Origin of the sequence: Stenotrophomonas sp. PUT21 (genome assembly GCF_052232875.1) — a bacterium.
GTDB classification, from domain to species: domain Bacteria; phylum Pseudomonadota; class Gammaproteobacteria; order Xanthomonadales; family Xanthomonadaceae; genus Stenotrophomonas; species Stenotrophomonas maltophilia_N.
The window spans coordinates 2,188,624-2,204,462 of sequence record NZ_CP197645.1; the positions used below are offsets into that span (position 1 = coordinate 2,188,624).

At 59.6% G+C, this 15,839-nt stretch carries 12 protein-coding genes and 1 pseudogene; 10 read left to right on the forward strand and 3 right to left on the reverse strand.

Annotated elements, in window-relative coordinates; genetic code table 11:
* The first annotated feature begins 42 nt into the window (after positions 1-42).
* Positions 43-1,184 (forward strand): IS3-like element ISStma9 family transposase gene (locus ACTT2I_RS10100; protein WP_443096841.1). Its coding sequence is split into 2 segments (ribosomal slippage): positions 43-283 and positions 283-1,184, totalling 1,143 coding nucleotides; the frame shifts between segments, so codons are not numbered across the junction.
* On the opposite strand, the gene ACTT2I_RS10105 is transcribed toward ACTT2I_RS10100, so the two are convergent.
* On the reverse strand, positions 1,173-1,613 hold the full coding sequence (locus ACTT2I_RS10105; protein ID WP_443096842.1) for a bile acid:sodium symporter: 441 nt from the start codon (positions 1,611-1,613) through the stop codon (positions 1,173-1,175). The two genes, ACTT2I_RS10100 and ACTT2I_RS10105, sit on opposite strands and share 12 nt — an antisense overlap.
* A gap of 77 nt (positions 1,614-1,690) precedes the next feature.
* Here ACTT2I_RS10105 and ACTT2I_RS10110 point away from each other — a divergent pair.
* Positions 1,691-1,987 (forward strand): annotated as a pseudogene (locus ACTT2I_RS10110) (AraC family ligand binding domain-containing protein); the annotation flags it as partial.
* 24 nt (positions 1,988-2,011) lie between these two features.
* Positions 2,012-2,485 carry a helix-turn-helix domain-containing protein gene (locus tag ACTT2I_RS10115; RefSeq protein ID WP_443096855.1) on the forward strand — a complete coding sequence of 158 codons (474 nt, stop codon included), beginning with the start codon at positions 2,012-2,014 and terminating at the stop codon, positions 2,483-2,485.
* A gap of 992 nt (positions 2,486-3,477) precedes the next feature.
* Here ACTT2I_RS10115 and ACTT2I_RS10120 read toward each other — a convergent pair.
* On the reverse strand, positions 3,478-5,025 hold the full coding sequence (locus ACTT2I_RS10120) for a MobA/MobL family protein (RefSeq protein WP_443096843.1): 1,548 nt from the start codon (positions 5,023-5,025) through the stop codon (positions 3,478-3,480).
* A 249-nt stretch (positions 5,026-5,274) separates the two neighbouring features.
* Between ACTT2I_RS10120 and ACTT2I_RS10125 the strand changes: the two genes are divergently transcribed.
* The 4 genes from ACTT2I_RS10125 (at position 5,275) to ACTT2I_RS10140 (ending at position 12,837) form a co-directional block, all read left to right on the forward strand.
* Positions 5,275-5,583 carry a hypothetical protein gene (locus ACTT2I_RS10125; RefSeq protein WP_443096856.1) on the forward strand — a complete coding sequence of 103 codons (309 nt, stop codon included), beginning with the start codon at positions 5,275-5,277 and terminating at the stop codon, positions 5,581-5,583.
* Positions 5,584-6,891: 1,308 nt separating this feature from the next.
* Positions 6,892-9,345: a TerB N-terminal domain-containing protein gene (locus ACTT2I_RS10130; protein WP_443096844.1), complete on the forward strand. Its 2,454-nt coding sequence runs from the start codon at positions 6,892-6,894 to the stop codon at positions 9,343-9,345.
* Positions 9,342-10,640 carry an ATP-binding protein gene (locus ACTT2I_RS10135; protein WP_443096845.1) on the forward strand — a complete coding sequence of 433 codons (1,299 nt, stop codon included), beginning with the start codon at positions 9,342-9,344 and terminating at the stop codon, positions 10,638-10,640. Before ACTT2I_RS10130 ends, ACTT2I_RS10135 begins: the two co-directional genes overlap by 4 nt.
* A 4-nt stretch (positions 10,641-10,644) precedes the next feature.
* Positions 10,645-12,837: a DEAD/DEAH box helicase gene (locus ACTT2I_RS10140; protein WP_443096846.1), complete on the forward strand. Its 2,193-nt coding sequence runs from the start codon at positions 10,645-10,647 to the stop codon at positions 12,835-12,837.
* 198 nt (positions 12,838-13,035) lie between these two features.
* On the opposite strand, the gene ACTT2I_RS10145 is transcribed toward ACTT2I_RS10140, so the two are convergent.
* Complete coding sequence (locus tag ACTT2I_RS10145) at positions 13,036-14,364, reverse strand: hypothetical protein (protein WP_443096847.1); 1,329 nt, start codon at positions 14,362-14,364, stop codon at positions 13,036-13,038.
* Between the two features lie 389 nt (positions 14,365-14,753).
* Between ACTT2I_RS10145 and ACTT2I_RS10150 the strand changes: the two genes are divergently transcribed.
* Genes ACTT2I_RS10150 through ACTT2I_RS10160 form a run of 3 tightly spaced genes read left to right on the forward strand, consistent with a single transcriptional unit; the run spans position 14,754 to position 15,827 of the window.
* Positions 14,754-14,918, forward strand: coding sequence for a hypothetical protein (locus ACTT2I_RS10150; protein ID WP_168355643.1), 165 nt, complete (start codon positions 14,754-14,756; stop codon positions 14,916-14,918).
* A gap of 40 nt (positions 14,919-14,958) precedes the next feature.
* Complete coding sequence (locus ACTT2I_RS10155; RefSeq protein WP_421100711.1) at positions 14,959-15,441, forward strand: DUF4126 domain-containing protein; 483 nt, start codon at positions 14,959-14,961, stop codon at positions 15,439-15,441.
* On the forward strand, positions 15,441-15,827 hold the full coding sequence (locus tag ACTT2I_RS10160; protein WP_421100712.1) for a sensory rhodopsin transducer: 387 nt from the start codon (positions 15,441-15,443) through the stop codon (positions 15,825-15,827). The genes ACTT2I_RS10155 and ACTT2I_RS10160 overlap by 1 nt, the downstream gene beginning before the upstream one ends.
* Positions 15,828-15,839: the final 12 nt, after the last annotated feature.

Below are 15,839 nucleotides of genomic sequence, written 5' to 3' on the forward strand. Positions count from 1 at the left end.
GACACCTCGCAGCCATAAACTATGGCTTAGGCGGAGGTGGTTATGAGCACGAAGCGGTACACCGATGAGTTCAAGATCGAGGCGGTACGGCAGATTGTTGAGTACGGCCGTCCGGTAGCGGAGGTTGCCGAGCGACTGGGCGTGTCGATCCACAGTCTTTACGGCTGGAAGCGGCAACAAGGCAAAGGCGATGTTGGCCGGCGTGTCGAGCAGGACCAGAACGCGGAAGTGCGCCGCCTCAAGGCTGAGCTACGCAGGGTCACTGAAGAGCGAGACATCCTAGAAAAAGCCGCCGCGTACTTTGCAAAGGGGTAAGAGCAAAGTACGCCTTCATGAAGCAACACGCAGATGAGTTCGGCCTCGCGGCGATGTGTCGGATGCTTGGCGTCCATCGCAGTGGCTACTACGCCTGGCTAAAAGAGCCGGCAAGCGCTCGCGACAAGGACGATCAGCGATTGCTCGGCCTAATCAAGCACAGCTGGCTGGAAAGCGGCTCTGTGTATGGCCACCGCAAAGTGACCACAGATCTGCGCGAGCTTGGCGAGACGTGTAGTCGTCATCGCGTGGCACGCTTGATGAAGAGCGAGGGGCTGCGGGCAATGGTCGGCTACGGTCGGCGACCACGCCCATTGAGCGGCCCTGTTGGATCAGTCGCCAAGAACGTTCTGGCTCGCGGCTTCAAAGTCAATGAGCCAAATCGCGCGTGGGTCACGGACATCACCTACATCCGCACGTACGACGGCTTCCTGTACTTGGCGGTAGTGCTTGATCTGTTTTCGCGTCAGGTCGTTGGATGGGCAACCCGACCAACTCAACATACGGACCTGGTTTTGCAGGCGCTATTGGCCGCAGTGTGGCGGCGCAAGCCAAGCCCCGGGCTTCTGCTTCACTCCGACCAGGGAACCCAGTTCACCAGCGAAGACTGGCAGAGCTTCCTGCGCGAGCACGACATCGTGTGCAGCATGAGTCGACGAGGAAACTGCCATGACAACGCAGCGATGGAGAGCTTCTTCCAGCTACTGAAGCGGGAGCGTATTAAGCGGAGGATCTACAGCAATCACGACGAGGCACGGGCCGACGTCTTCCAGTACATCGAGATGTTCTACAACCCAAAACGGCGGCACAGTTCCAACGACGGGCTGTCCCCGGTAGAGTTCGAGAAGCAGTACGCACTAAACGGCTGACGACTGTCTACAAAACCCTGGGCGATTCATACATATAGCAGCCGGCACGTTCCCTCCTGCGAGAGAAGTGAAGGCTATTGCGGACTGAACGGTCCCCGGTAGCACGCACAGGAACATCACTCCCATCAGTAGAGATTCGCCGAGAAAAGGCCGCAGAACAGGTTGCGATGCCAAGCCCAGCAATGGAAACACTACGAATGTAGATCCGAGAACGACCAGGTGCAGGCGCCAATGGCCGATGCCTGAGAGAATCGCCTCTCGCGACAGCTTTGCGCCATGCATGAAGAAGAGCAGCGCGATTGCCGCTATCGTCGCCTTGTGGAAGAACACTGCCAGTGCCCCAGAGGCTGGGAATAATGTCGCGGTGGCGAGCACGGCGATCAATAGAGTCGTGAAGCCATCAAACAGCAAGCGCAGTTGCTTGATCACGCTGTGATTCCCTTTGTCAAAGCAGCTGGGGGACAGTACGCTTACCAGCTGTTACGCTTTATCGGCAAAGAGAAAAGATGTGTCGGCGAAAGGACATCGAGCAGCAGTTACTCGGCCAACTTGCCCAATTGAGCGAGCTTCCTAGACCTCTACTGGGTCATCGGGACTCATGGCAGAACCAAGCGATTGGCGAGCCGCATTGCCATCCCTGGATTCAACTGTCATATGCGGTTGAAGGAATACTTACCGTTGAGACGGCTCGAGCCCGACTTGTGGCCCCACCCAGCCGAGCAGTATGGATACCACCCGGCGTAACGCATGGGGTGCGGGCCGAAGAAGACACGCTGATACGGAGTATCTATGTTTCTGCGGACGTCCTTCCCGGGAGGCCGTGCGAGGTGATCAGGATCAGCCCCCTGCTGCGGGAACTGATTCTGGAGTTTGGACAGTTTCAAATTGAGTATGAGGTTGAAGGGCCGAATCAACGACTAATCCAGGTGCTTGTTGATCGTTTGGCCGTCGCACCGAGTTGTGACCTCCGACTACCTTGGCCAGAGCACATCCGCCTGCATTCAATTTGCAGCTATCTTGCAGCGCACCCGGACTGTCGTTTTCCAATGGCTCATTTCAGCGCCGACCTGGGTGTCAGCGATAAGACGTTGAGCAGGCGCTTTATGACGGACACGGGCATGACGTTTCGGCAGTGGCGACAACGCTCCCGACTGCTTGCATCTCTTCCTCTTCTGGAGAAGGGCATGCGGGTAACGGACGTTGCCATTGAGTGCGGATACGATAGCCTGTCGGCATTCATCTCCTCTTTTGGTGAACTGGTGGGCTGCACACCACGCAACTACATGCAGAGACTGGGCTGACACGAGTGCCAGCCGGAGCGATACAGGCGCCTCGGCAGCGTGCGCGGCTTGATGCTTGGAAGCCATGCGTCGCAAGCCTTCTCTAGGCTAATGGTCTCGATCACTTGGGGTCGAGAAGCGCCTGTCCGCCGAACAGGAGTGGGACCAAGTGCGCCAACCGCTGCGGCTTCGGCAGCGTTCGCGCGGGCTTGCGCCTGACGGAAGCGCCATGCGCCTTCCTCGCTATCCAGCGCAGCCAGTGTCAAACGTCTAAAACAACGCAAACAATCATAAAAATAATAACTTGCGATGATATGGCGGAGAGAGTGGGATCGGATCACCACCGATCTAACCAATTCTATCCGTTGCAGAAAGCATCTTCGGCAGGTTTCCTTTGGCTGTTTCCCCGATCATACCCAGTCCTAGGTACGGTTGGTACTGCCCTGCGGGTCGCCAAGCCTCCCCGGCGTCGGCACCGTCGGCCAACGATCTCGTGACCCCCGATGGCTGCGGGTGCGGAGATACATCTAAGGGCGAGATCTAAGGTCGAATTGGAAGTTCAGATATGTGAAATTTCTCTCATTTCTAATTGGCGACTATGGGTATGGGTGCTTGGATGGGGCCGTCCACTAACGAAAAGGAAGGCTCTATGCACCACGACACACAGCTCCAAATCGCCAGCCAATTGCTCAGCGCTCTTATGGTTCAGACCCCAAGTCGGGACATCGACGATCGCGACGTAGATGTTCGGCATGCTTTGGATGTCGCCGCCGAACTGATGAGCAGTGGGGACCGATTACGCCCCCGGGGAGCTGCCCCCCCCACCCGCTGCCGGCAGATCGCAGAGAATGCCCGTTGACCGCTCGCTCCCACCACCGGAAATGCCAGAGTCAATGGAGCAGTGGCGGAGCAGCGGGATCAACACACCAATGCCCGGTCCGAAGCCAAAGCTGGGCAGACGACCTGGTCTGCACTGAGTAAGAAGTGGCCCCGCAACTGCGGGGCCACTCGTTTTATGGCCTCGGCGGTGCCGATGGATGCGATGCCGGACCAGGCCGAGGCACCCCCGGGACCCTGCGCACCGATGGCGCCATGAATGCAGGCAACTCACCGCAAGACTGAGCCAACTCCGACGCTTGTTGAAGAATGTCTCTTTCGGCGGCGTCCAGCGCAGGCTGAGTCGCCCTCTCTTGGGCCTTAGCCAACTCGATTGACCGCATCTCGAGCACAGCCAGACGCCTCCCTCGGCGTTTGGCCCATTCCTTGGGCGACCACTGGCTCCCTTCTCGTGGGTGGTCCGCGTTGAAGCCCTCCCACTGCTGCTGCGCCATGTGGTGAAGCCGGTCTGCTCGCCGGACCGCGCTCTCCCTCCGCCCCCTTCTCAGCAACGCCTGCTTGAGCGTGCGAATCTTGACCGCAACAGATGCGACCAACGGGCGTGCCTGGACGGTGTCACCAAAGCGGACCACGTGACGGCGCACACCCGCGAGCCACTCCCGAACAACGCCCAATGCCAAGTCCGCGCGGGCTTGGGTAATCTCCCAGAGGTCTCTCAGTGCAACATCAATCCACTCAAGGCAGCTCCAATGCCTCGGGGGGCGCTCGGGGCCCCACACCCCGTTCTCAATGGGAGGCAGCCGGATGCCCATCACTCCCTCAATCTTGAGATCGCCGATCACGAGAACCGGCGCGGCAGACTTCTGCTTGGCTCGCTCAGCGAGTGCAGCCTGGTGATCGTGCGTGGGGGGAAGGCCAATGGCCCGACCCTCTGCCACAGCGTCTTGGATCAGCGTTTCGAACTCTTGGTCGTTCTCCTGGTGAATCGACAGATTGGTCGCTTCGACGTGGGTGGGCTGACCTTTCCTGGCAAGCGCCGTAGCGACCTTTCCTTGGTGACGCGTAGGCTCCCTGGAGAGCAGCGTTGCCCGAAGTGGATCCCCCTCCAACAAGGCCATCTGAGACTGCTCTTCCAAGCTGCGGTGGTCCACGCGGGACCGGATGCCAGCCGCCTCCAGATGCGAGTTGATCGTGGACGCCACCGCCTCGCGAACCCACTCCACCTCAATCCTGCCCGTGGGCCCGCCGTCCAGCTCCTTGGTCTTGTCACAAAAGCCTTGCTCAGTGATTCGGCGCGTGCTGGCAAGGATGTGTACGTGGTGGTTCAGGCCGTCCGGTATTGCGGGCGCATGGATGCTGGCTTGGACGGCAAATCCATAGCGCTCCACCAACACGTCCGCTATCGCCCAAGCGAGTTCACTGCGCTGTTCTGCATCCAGTTCGTGCGGCAGAGACACCTCGAACTCGCGTGCAATCGTGGCGTCTTTGCGACGCTCGGCTGCTTCGATCGCGGGCCAGAGTTCGCCTGGAATCAAGGCCCATGGTGGCGCTCCTGGTGGGCCTAGGCACGTGCTTGCGACGACACCACTGCGGCGCTGATAGCCGTGCACTTGTCCTGTCCGAAAGTCCTGAAGGCGCAGACCGCCGCGATAGGCAGCCGCAGCGACGGCGGACTGGCCTCGCGCACGACTGAAGGTTTTGACGCTGGTGTGGTAGATATCCATTGAGATCTCCGTGATTGGTCGGAGTCTTTATGCTTTTGTTTTTTCTCTTCGCAAGCGGGAAACCGCTTGGGGTTCAAGGGGCGAAGCCCTTTGCGCACGTGTAACGCAGTTACACCTAAGTGCGCTCTTGCATTGTTCTTTTAAGCATGTTTTTTGAGCGTTACACGTTCGTACATATTCAGATGCGAGCGATCTTGACGGCGCCAACTTCTTTGGTTGACTGGTTTCAACCTCATGAAGGAATTCACCATGACCGCAACCAATCACTACCATGAGCGCATCCAGAGGGCCACGGAGCGGCTCGCCCAGCTTCAGGCGCGCGAGCTGTTGGCATCACGACGTCAAGCGAGCAAAGCCAAGCAAGCCCAGCGTCAAGAAGAAGCGCGCCGCCGCCGTGTCGCACCGCTGGTTTACTTGGCGGCTGCAGAAACATTGGAGGACGCAGAACTCTTGGGCTCGCTTCTGATCCACCAGCAGAGCCGCACAGATGACGAGATCCGAAAGGATGCTCGCGTCGTCGGCAATGCGAAGCTGCAGGATTCCATCTCTCGACATTGAAGCGTTCGATCTGATCCGAGTGCTGGCTGCCAAGAAACTGGACGGCCAGTCTTTCGGTCACTTCTCTCTACGTTTCCTGTGGACTGACTGAGTCCGGACCCGGCTAGGGCTTTCCTATATGGCCCAAGCTAATACGACCTTCCCGAGGCCCACCGCTGATCCCAATCCCCCGAGCAGGAGAAAAGCTGCTGGCACGCAGCAACCCAAGGCCTTCCCCATTTTTCGCTGGCGTCCCGCTCGCGTGAGCGGCACACCGATCTGTCTGGACAACTTGGATTTTGCGGCTGACAAGCCGCTTGCTCGTTTCCAAGAAAAGCCTGGTATTCCTCTCCGCCTTCCCATTGCATCCTCCTTGAGCAGCACTTCGTTGACTTGTCTCCCAGACTACTTTACCGCAACGTCCACGGAGGTCCTGGGACGCCAACCAGCGGAAATCCTACATGTTTTCCGCATGAGCCCAAATCGATGGGAGCCGGGATTGGCAAACCAGGTCAAAGGCTTCCGGAGTCAGATCCGTCCCTATAGAGATTTCGGTCCAGCTCCGTGACGAGTCTGAGCCCGCATTCAGCGACCTCCAAGAATCGCCTCTCGGACCAAACGCGCTGGAGATGAGGCGGCTCGGCCTGCCTTACCGTGGAAAGCAAGCCGGGCATCGGCTCCGCCTCTGGCGTTATTATGGCCTTCAAGGAAGCGCCGTAGGCAGGGGGCCACGTGGCGAGAAAAAGGAAGCAATCCGCCGCCGGTTGGATCGTCGGTGTATTGGTCGTTATTTGGCTGATTCCAAAGGAGATTTGGATCGGTCTCGGGATCGCCACGCCCATAGGATTAGTCCTCTGGATCTGGCTCAAATGGCGGGCTGAGAGGAAGGTCGCCCCGGCACCAGCGCCCGTGCCAGAACCCACGCTGGCAGAGCTCATCCAATCTTCAGCGCCCAAGGCGATGCCCAAGGAGCCAGTCAGGCGGCCGACGCCCATCCGCGACGAGGCAGCCATTGCTCCTGTCGAGCCATTGAGAGCTTCTGGCCCGCCCGCCTCCCACTCTTCAGGCTCGGGTGGATCACCGTCCCAAGTGCCCGGACCGGTTTCGCACGGGTCGGCCGTCGGTGGGCCAAGCACAATTGAAATGGCCCTTTCGCCTCCGGACGCGGGGACGTCCCCGAGGGTTCTTACCAGGGCCGCCCTTGCCATGGCCGATGAGCCCACCCTAGGCCCGGACTTCTCGGTCTCACAGCTAGAGCCAAGCAATCTGAGCCTGGAGACCTCCACTCATTCCGCCCCCCGTAAGAAAGCTGGAAATCTGGCAGAGGCAATGAAGGCCGTAGCCGAGCGCTCTGCTGCAGGAAAGGCTGCCCAGAACTTTACGGAACAGGTGCAGGTCCAAATTCCCGCAGCGTCGGACGCAGCTCAAAGGCTCGCAGCAGCTTTGACGGCCCATGGGGCCCAGGCGACTGGCGCAAGCCGGCACGGAAACTTGAAGGAAGTGAAAGCACATATTGCCGAGCACGGAGCTTCCTACAGCGACCCCACCCAAGTTGAAACGGAACTGAGGACCAGCGCTCACGATGAACGCGGACCGTCTCAAGGTCAGCAGGCGCCGCCTGCCGTCGCCAGAGCGGCCCCTCCACCATTGCCCTCAGCAACGGGACCCGCTGCCGGAATGGAAGAACTGCATCGCGTCGTCATCGCTTCTGACGCTCCCTCAAAGGAGTTCACCGTCCCTCGCCCGCCCGAAGGCTGGGCGAAGACCCGATGGCTAGGCACCGATGAGACGGTCGAGATCGGGGGCGTAGCCATTCGAGGCGGCCTCTTCTACACGGGCGTCAAGCTCGACTCCCCCAATGGCGATACCGAGCCCAGCCTTGTCAACAGCGTTTTGGCAGTCGCTCCATATGGCGATTACAGGGGCTCCACCAACTACTGGCTGGCCTACGCTCAGCTGTCACCCAGCGAACGGCGGGCGTACCTGACCTGGTTGGCATCGGACCGAACCGACAGCAATTGTTCAATAAACTATGTCCGTCTCTACTTCTTCGGCCTGGAGCGCCGCGTCCTACTCGACTCGGTAACCGACCCAGAGTCGAGAAAGGACTGGCCAGCTATTAAGCAGGCCCTCCGAAAGCTAGGCTCCGCCTATGGACAGATCTACGGCCCTATCCGTGGATACACCAACAGCTTGCTGGACTGGATGGAGCTGGATTCGGTCGAAGAGAAGCTCTACACAAAACCAATTCCCCCGTTTGATCGCTCCTACGAGCTCCCCTTCTACGTCCGCTTGGCGCTGGGCCAGTGTTCGCTTGACCGGGCGCCCATCCCTGCTCCCCTGGCTCTGGCCTGGATTCGGCTAAATCCGGAGGTTTCGCTGCGAACCGCGGCAGTCCGGTGCGCCGATGAGTTCGATCGCCTATTTGTAGAGCGGTATCACGAGCTGTTTGGCAGCGGTATGGTGTTTCCCAAGAACCGCACCAAGCTCAAGTTCGCACGGCAACCAGCTTCGCCGGCCCTGTATGGCGCCTCCCTCAAGCCCAAGACGTTCGGAGACGTTCCTGACGTCACGGCCCTTCGTGCCCCACTGAAGGGCCTGCTTGAGGTTGTTCAGCAGTGTACCGACGAGCTCGGACCCTACAGCCGATTGGTTGGCAGATCTTCTGATTCAAAGGATGCCCTGGAAGCGTTGCTTTTGCTGCCGCCCAGCATTTGGCCTGAGAGCCAAAGGAACATCCTCCGTTCAATTGCAGAGGACGTCCAACCAAGCAACATGACGATCACGTTGGCAGAGCTGAGCGCTCGGTTCGGCCCAAGCCTCGGCCCTCTTGGCAGGGAAAGGGTTCGCGATCTCGCCGGGGTATTGGAAAGCGTGAATGTCGGGATGGAGCCAAATGTCTTGGAGGGAGCACGTGCTCCGTCTGAAGCCGATCCGATCGTGATTTTTGCGCTCCTACCGGGTCAGTCGCACAAAACAGACGCCGCAGCATATCAAACAGCCATCCTTACCTTGCAGCTGGCCTCGGCGGTCGCCCAGTCGGACGGTTCCTTCAGCGCGCAGGAGCTGGCGCATCTCTCCCTAGAAATCGACGGCTGGTCTCACCTTAGCGTGGCCGATCACGGGCGACTGCGTGCCCACCTGGACTTGCTTGTCGCGTCGCCCATTTCCCTGCCATCACTGCGGAAAAAGCTCGATCCGCTGGACAGTGCAACCAAAGAGGCCATTGCGGCTTCCATGGCCACTCTCGCCCAAGTGGACGGAATGGTGTCGCCGGAGGAGGTGCGCTTTCTGGAGAAGGTCTACAAGGCCCTGGGTGTCGAACCCAAGCGGGTCTTCAGCGACATCCATGCCCCGAGATCGGGCAAAACCCAGCCCCAGTCCACTCAGTCCGCCTCGTTCCAGCTGGATCCAGAGCGCATCGCCGCGCTGCAGCGCGACACGGCCAAAGTGTCCGCCCTCCTTGCGAACATCTTCACGGAGGACGAGCCCAACTCTAGCCACGAAGATGCTCCCCCTGCATCTGTGGAGGAAAGGACTGAAGTCAGCAACGGCCTACTAGGCCTGGATGAGTCTCACAGCGCATTGCTCCGACTGATGCTGTCTCGCCCGAGCTGGACGCGTGCCGAGCTCGAGGACGGCGCTGCAGACCTTGAGTTGATGCTGGATGGTGCGCTGGAGCAGATCAATGATGCCTCCTTCGACGCCTATGACATCCCCTTCTCCGACGGAGACGATCCGTTGGAGGTCAATCCCGAGTTCATTGAGAAGATCGAGCAATGAGTAGCCCTATTCGAACCAAAGACCGCGACGCGGTCGTCCAGTCTCTTCGCGCTGGCGTTGTCCCCCGCGCAGGACAGCACCTGATTCAAGTTGGCCGCGCTCGCGAGGTGGAGACGCTGGTCGGCGACATCGACCGGCTCGCCGATGGTGGATCCTCCTTCCGCCTAGTGATCGGAGAATACGGCTCCGGCAAGACGTTCTTCCTCAACCTGGTTCGCGCCATTGCCATGGAGCGAAAGCTCGTCGTAGCCAGCGCGGACCTGAACCCGGATCGCAGGCTTCATGCATCCGGAGGGCAAGCGCGTTCGCTATATGCGGAGCTGATGCGGAATCTGGCGACGCGAACCAAGCCCGAAGGCGGCGCATTGCCCGCAGTGGTTGAGAAGTTCATTGCCACCGCAAAGTCCGAATCCAAGGCAAAAGACGTTCCTACCGAACAAGTCATCCGCGCCAAGCTGGAACAACTGACGGAGCTGGTCAACGGCTACGATTTTGCGGATGTCATTGCGGCTTACTGGCGAGGGTTCGAGGAAGGCAATGAACAGCTGAAATCCGATGCCATCCGCTGGCTTCGTGGTGAGTTCACGACCCGTACGGATGCCAAGGCCGCGCTCGGCGTCCGCACAATCGTTGACGACGCGTCCGTCTATGACCAGCTCAAGCTCATGGGCAGGTTCATCCACCTCGCCGGCTATAGCGGGTTGCTCGTATGCCTAGATGAGTTGGTCAACCTGTACAAGCTGGCCAACGCTCAGGCCCGAAACTCCAACTATGAGCAGCTCCTGCGCATGCTCAACGACTCGCTCCAGGGAACGGCGGTTGGTTTGGGTTTCGTTCTTGGAGGGACACCCGATTTCCTTATGGACACCCGCCGCGGGGTCTACAGCTACCAAGCACTGCAAAGCCGACTCGCACAGAACACCTTCGCCACAAACGGCCTAGTGGACTTCAGCGGACCTGTGGTCCGCCTCGCCAGCCTTACTGCGGAAGACTTCTACGTTCTATTGACCAAGATCCGCCACGTCTATGCCGGTGGCGACCAGGCCAAGTATCTCCTTCCTGACGAGGCCGTTCATCAGTTCATGGAGCATTGCGCCAGCCGCATCGGCGACAACTTCTTCCGCACTCCCCGGACCACCATCACCGCCTTCATCAATCTGCTTGCTGTGCTTGAGCAGAATCCTGGCACCAACTGGCAGTCCTTGATCGGTGCGATCGAGGTCAAACCGGACCTTGGCGGCCTGGGCGACCTTGATGTGGTCGAAGATGACGAACTGACCTCTTTCAAGCTGTGAGCTCATGAGCACCTCCAGCGCCTTCCATTCGCTTCATCCCGGCATCCAACGCTACCTGTGGGCGGAGCAATGGGAGGCATTGCGGGAGGTGCAGGAAATGGCCATCCCGGCCATCCTGCCGGCAGATCGCGATGTCGTCATCGCAGCCAGCACAGCATCAGGAAAGACCGAAGCAGCGTTCCTTCCGGCCCTGACTCACCTTTTGAACGGCGATACAGATGGACTGATCGTCTACATCAGCCCCCTCAAAGCACTGATCAATGACCAGTTCGGGCGGCTGGATCGCCTATGCGAAGATCTGGATATCCCCGTTTGGCCATGGCACGGAGACATCGGCTCAACTACAAAGCAGCGCTTCTTCAGGAAGCGAACGGGCGTGTTGCTGATCACCCCGGAATCCCTGGAAGCGATGCTGTGCAATCGCGGCACGTCTGTGGCGGGAATCTTCAAGGGAGCAGCCTTCGTTATTGTCGATGAGCTCCATGCATTCATCGGAAGTGAGCGAGGAAAACAACTTCAGTCGCTCATGCATCGCATGGACGTCGTCTTGGGGCGAAGAGTGCCTCGGATTGGGCTGTCGGCAACTCTGGGAGACATGCAAGCCGCGGCGACCTTCCTCCGCTCGGACGGCAGGGCCACAATCGTCGATGCCCCGTCGGGAAACAACGAACTTCAGCTGATACTCAAGGGGTTTGAAGAGCCTCCTGCGCCGCAAGATGCCAAGCACGAAGAAGTGGCGCCGCTAGCCGTTGCCAAGCATCTGCATGAGGTGCTTTGCGGCACGAACAATCTGATTTTTCCCAACAGCAGACGCGAGGTAGAGCGCTACACCCACCTCCTGAACGAGATCAGCGAGCAGGCCAATCGACCGCGGGAGTTCTGGCCGCACCACGGCAATCTTTCCAAGGAGATTCGATCAGACACGGAAGCTGCGCTGAAGCAGAAGGAGCGCCCAGCAACCGCAATCTGCACGAATACGCTGGAACTGGGCATCGACATAGGCGCCGTGAAGAGCGTGGCTCAGATCGGGACGCCCCCTTCCGTCGCCAGCCTCCGGCAGCGCATGGGTCGCTCAGGGCGGCGGAAAGGCGAGCCGGCCATCCTCCGCGGATACGTTATCGAGGATGCGATCGACTCCAACTCCGACCTGAAGACCCGCCTAAGGCTGGACACGGTTCAGTCCATCGCTTCTGCATTGCTTCTCATCGACAAGTGGTTCGAACCACCCGTCGCCGGCGGCGCTCATCTGTCGACGCTGGTGCAGCAGCTTTTGTCTGCGATCGCCCAGTATGGCGGGCTGCGCGCCCCCCAAGCGTATCAGCTGCTGTGCGCGTCCGGCGCGCCGTTCCAAGGCCTCTCAAGCGAATCCTTCGTAGAACTCCTGCGCCATCTTGGGAAGCAGGACGTGCTCACCCAGGACAGCTCCGGGCTACTCCTCCACGGGCCGATCGGCGACAAGCTGGTCAATCACTACTCCTTTTATGCTGCTTTCGTGGCGGACGAGGAGTTCCGCATTGTCGCGGCGGGAAAAACTCTCGGAACCTTGCCAATCACGCAAATGCTCGCGGCCGGCCAGCGCATCCTCTTTGGTGGACGCACCTGGCTAGTGGAGCAAGTCGATGAGGCACAGAAGACGATCTACGTCCTGGCAGCCAAAGGTGGAAGCCCCCCGATCTTTAACGGAAGCGGAGGGCGTGTGCATACCCGTATACGTCAGACGATGCGTGCGCTCTACCGCGGCGAACTACGTCCAACATTTCTGGACGCTACGGCGAGCCGCTTCTTGGAGGAAGGCAAGAGCGCCTATGAGCACCTGGGACTCGACGAGAACGTCCTAGTGGACCAAGGAAGCCATTTCCTCCTCCTGACATGGGCTGGGGACGCTGCCAACGAAGCCATTGCGTGCCTCCTCGGCGCGAGAGACTTCAACGCACAGGCCGGCAGGCTCGGCGTTGAGGTCACCAAAGGCTCGCAGACCCGCAGCGATCTGCTGGAAACTATGGTAGTAATTGCTTCACAGCCCGCCCCAAGGAGTGAGGAGCTTCTCGTCAAGGCTAAGAACCTAGCCAGCCAAAAATGGGATGGCCTGCTGCCCCCGCGCCTTCTCATGCACTCCTACGCTTCGATGCGCTTGGACGTAGCTGAGGGACTGGACTGGCTGAGGGCATATCAGACTGTCAGTCAGGCCGAACATTGAGGCGCAACCTCAAAGGCCCGTCCAGCCACCTAAAGTGTGGAGGGCTCAGTAGAAGAATGCCCGAAACGGGATTTGCGGGTGGCGCTTTGGGCGTGTGAAAGAACCTACGGAGTTCCCTCCCAGCTCCTCCGCCCCATCGTGGGGCGGACGAGCTCGCCTGCTGAAAAGTCGATATTTCTGACCCTTCAACTTGTCATATCACTGATCATCATCCGTGCCCCGACTCCCGGTAGACGGATCCTTTGGCCTAAACCTGCCAGGCCTCTCAGTTCGCCTGACAGCCTTGAGCACTACGTCCTTGAGGTCTTCAGACAGGTTCGGAACCTTCCTTAGGGCGTCGCGAAACATTGGCGACGCAAAGAATTCGGCATAGGGGCTCCCGTGGTCAGTCTCCGCCATGAAACGCAACGGCTCTTGATCAAGGTGGCGAAGCGCAGACCCGAATAGGTCTTTTTCAAAGTCTGGGTCGATACGTGAAGCCTCGCGCCGATAGCCCTCGTAGGCTGTCGCCAAGGATGCTTTAAATGAATAGTCCTCGGCTAGACGGAATCGCTGAGCTATCTGACGGGTCGCCAGCCACGCTACCCACAGCGGCGCAGCAAGGGAAAGCGTCCCAAGGGCGACTTGAACCCAAAGCAATGACATGAACTGCTGGGCAGTCGGGTCCTTCGTCAGTTCGGAGATTGCTTGGACTCTCAGGTAGCCAAGATAGGCACCGGCGCCGAGTGCGCCGATCAAAAGCCCAACCCACCATCTGACCGATACCCGGAGGGCGTTTGCCCGGCTATTGAAAGCCTCAGCGAGCGCATGGCTGGTCGTGGCGCGATACACGGCCTCGATCCCGTCCATCACCTTTTTGGCCTCGACCTCCAATGCCTCCATCCGAGTGAAAGACGACGCAGCATCATCTGCTGCAACCTTAGACTTCGACGCAGCTTCAACTGCAGACTGATGTGCTGCGGCAACGTCTTTGCGTGCGTTTGCAATCATTTCCGCATCGACGGGAAGGTCGCCGATCAGCTGTGCGCCCTGCTTGATTTCGGCCAACTGGGCTTCGAGGGCCTCTCGATCCACAACAATGGCATCCAATGCCTTCCTGGTTAGCTTCAGTTGACGCCGCAACCTACCCGGCAGCGTCTCTGGGTCCGGCTCGGCCCAAGCCCCATTGGGAAACAGAGTGCGCTCCCACTGATTGAGCGTCTCAAAATACGCCCAACCTCCCTGACCTATATTACCGCTCGTTAGATTTCCCAAATTCCCAGTAAGCATGCTGAGCTGGGCCGGAAGGCTGGCGATCAAGTCCGCTGGATCTTGCTCGTCACCATCACTGGAATCGAAGCTAAGATCGGCATCCCTAATCCGCTGGGCCAATCGTGCCGGAACAGCGGCAACTTCTTGGGGCGTCAGCGAAGGCGCCATCCAACCAATCTGCTGTTGAAGTGGGTTGGTCACCCCACTAAACGTCCGCTCTACCGCGGACGCAAATTCATCTAACGCGCTACACGCCGCTTCGACCTGCTTATCCATAGATAGCCCCCTGTCGTCAGCGCATTGTAGGGGCAGAACCTGCCCCAGGAGCAAGATGGCGACCTGTGACAAAGCTCTTCAAAAGGTCAGACGAGCCAAGAGACCATCGCCTAGGCGTCTGAAATTTGTTTGGAGCGCGTATTCAGGGTCTAACGCACTCAGGTTGACGAGCTCAGTGAACAGGTTGGTTGACGGTGGCCAACGCAATCATGGCATCTATCAAACGCAACGTCAGCCTCCCGTATCCTCCACCCGTAACGACGAACAGATACCCGCGACAGCGTAGTCAGACGGTGACCGCAGCGTGGTGAGTATGTGGAGCCCGCCCAAACACCGTTCTCATGGCGTCGGGAGCAGCATAGAGGGCGATGCCAAACACGGAGCGACCCATGAGCAAACTGCCCTTCAATCCCGGCGCCGACGCGGATGACCAGGACAAAGCGCACACCCCGGACAAGCTCCGGAATGATGACGCCACGTGGAAAGACAAGGACATGCCTGAGGCGGAGCACACCGCCAAACCCGAAGACTACGAGCGCCCGACAAAGCCTTGATTGTCCTGTCCAGCACCTCCTTCCTATTCAGGAGAATCAGATGGCCTTGATCCACTCGATATTGATGGGAGCTGTCGCCGGAATGCGGGCGATGACCCCTTTGGCTGCGGTGACCAACGCCGCGCGGAGCGGCAACTTGCCCGCCGACAACGGTGCCCCTCGCCTTCTGGCCAACAAGCTCGCCTCCGCAGGTATGCTCGCATTGGCAGGCGGAGAGCTTGTTGGTGACAAGATGAAAACGGCCCCCGACCGCATCGTCCCAGCGGGTATGGTTGCGCGCGTCGCTACCGGGATGATTGCAGGCGCAGCGCTTGCTCCCCATCGGCAGCGGAAGCTGGGCGCGCTTCTGGGTGCCGGCGCCGCTGTTGGTATGGCTTACGTGACCTTCAACCTGCGCATGCGGGCGATCGCCCGCTACGGTCAAAGCAGCACCGGCGCCGTGGAAGACGCCATTGCCGTCGGCAGCGCTGCCCTCATCACACAATGGGCTGCCGGGGGCGCCAAGCCAAGAGGACTTCGCTGATGAACCTCAATGAGCCGACGTCCCTCGGTCGGCGGTGCTGGGCCATCGCCGAGGGCTACATCCCTGCGTGGAGCAACGGGCCGGAACCAGAGCTACAAAGCCACGAGACCTGCTGCATCCTCAACACCGGTTCCACCGATGCGGCGATCACCCTGACGCTGTATTTCGAGGAACGCGACCCGCAGGGCCCTTACCGCTTCACCGTCCCCGCCCGACGCACGTGTCACAAGCGCTTCAACGATCTTGAGGTGCCTGCCCCGGTGCCCCGTGGCGTGGGTTTTTCGTGCGTCATCAAATTCGATGTTCCAGTCGTCGTCCAGCACACCCGGCTTGATTCACGCCAAGCCGAGAACAGCATCATGACGACCATCGCCTACCCACTTTGACCCTCCGGTCGA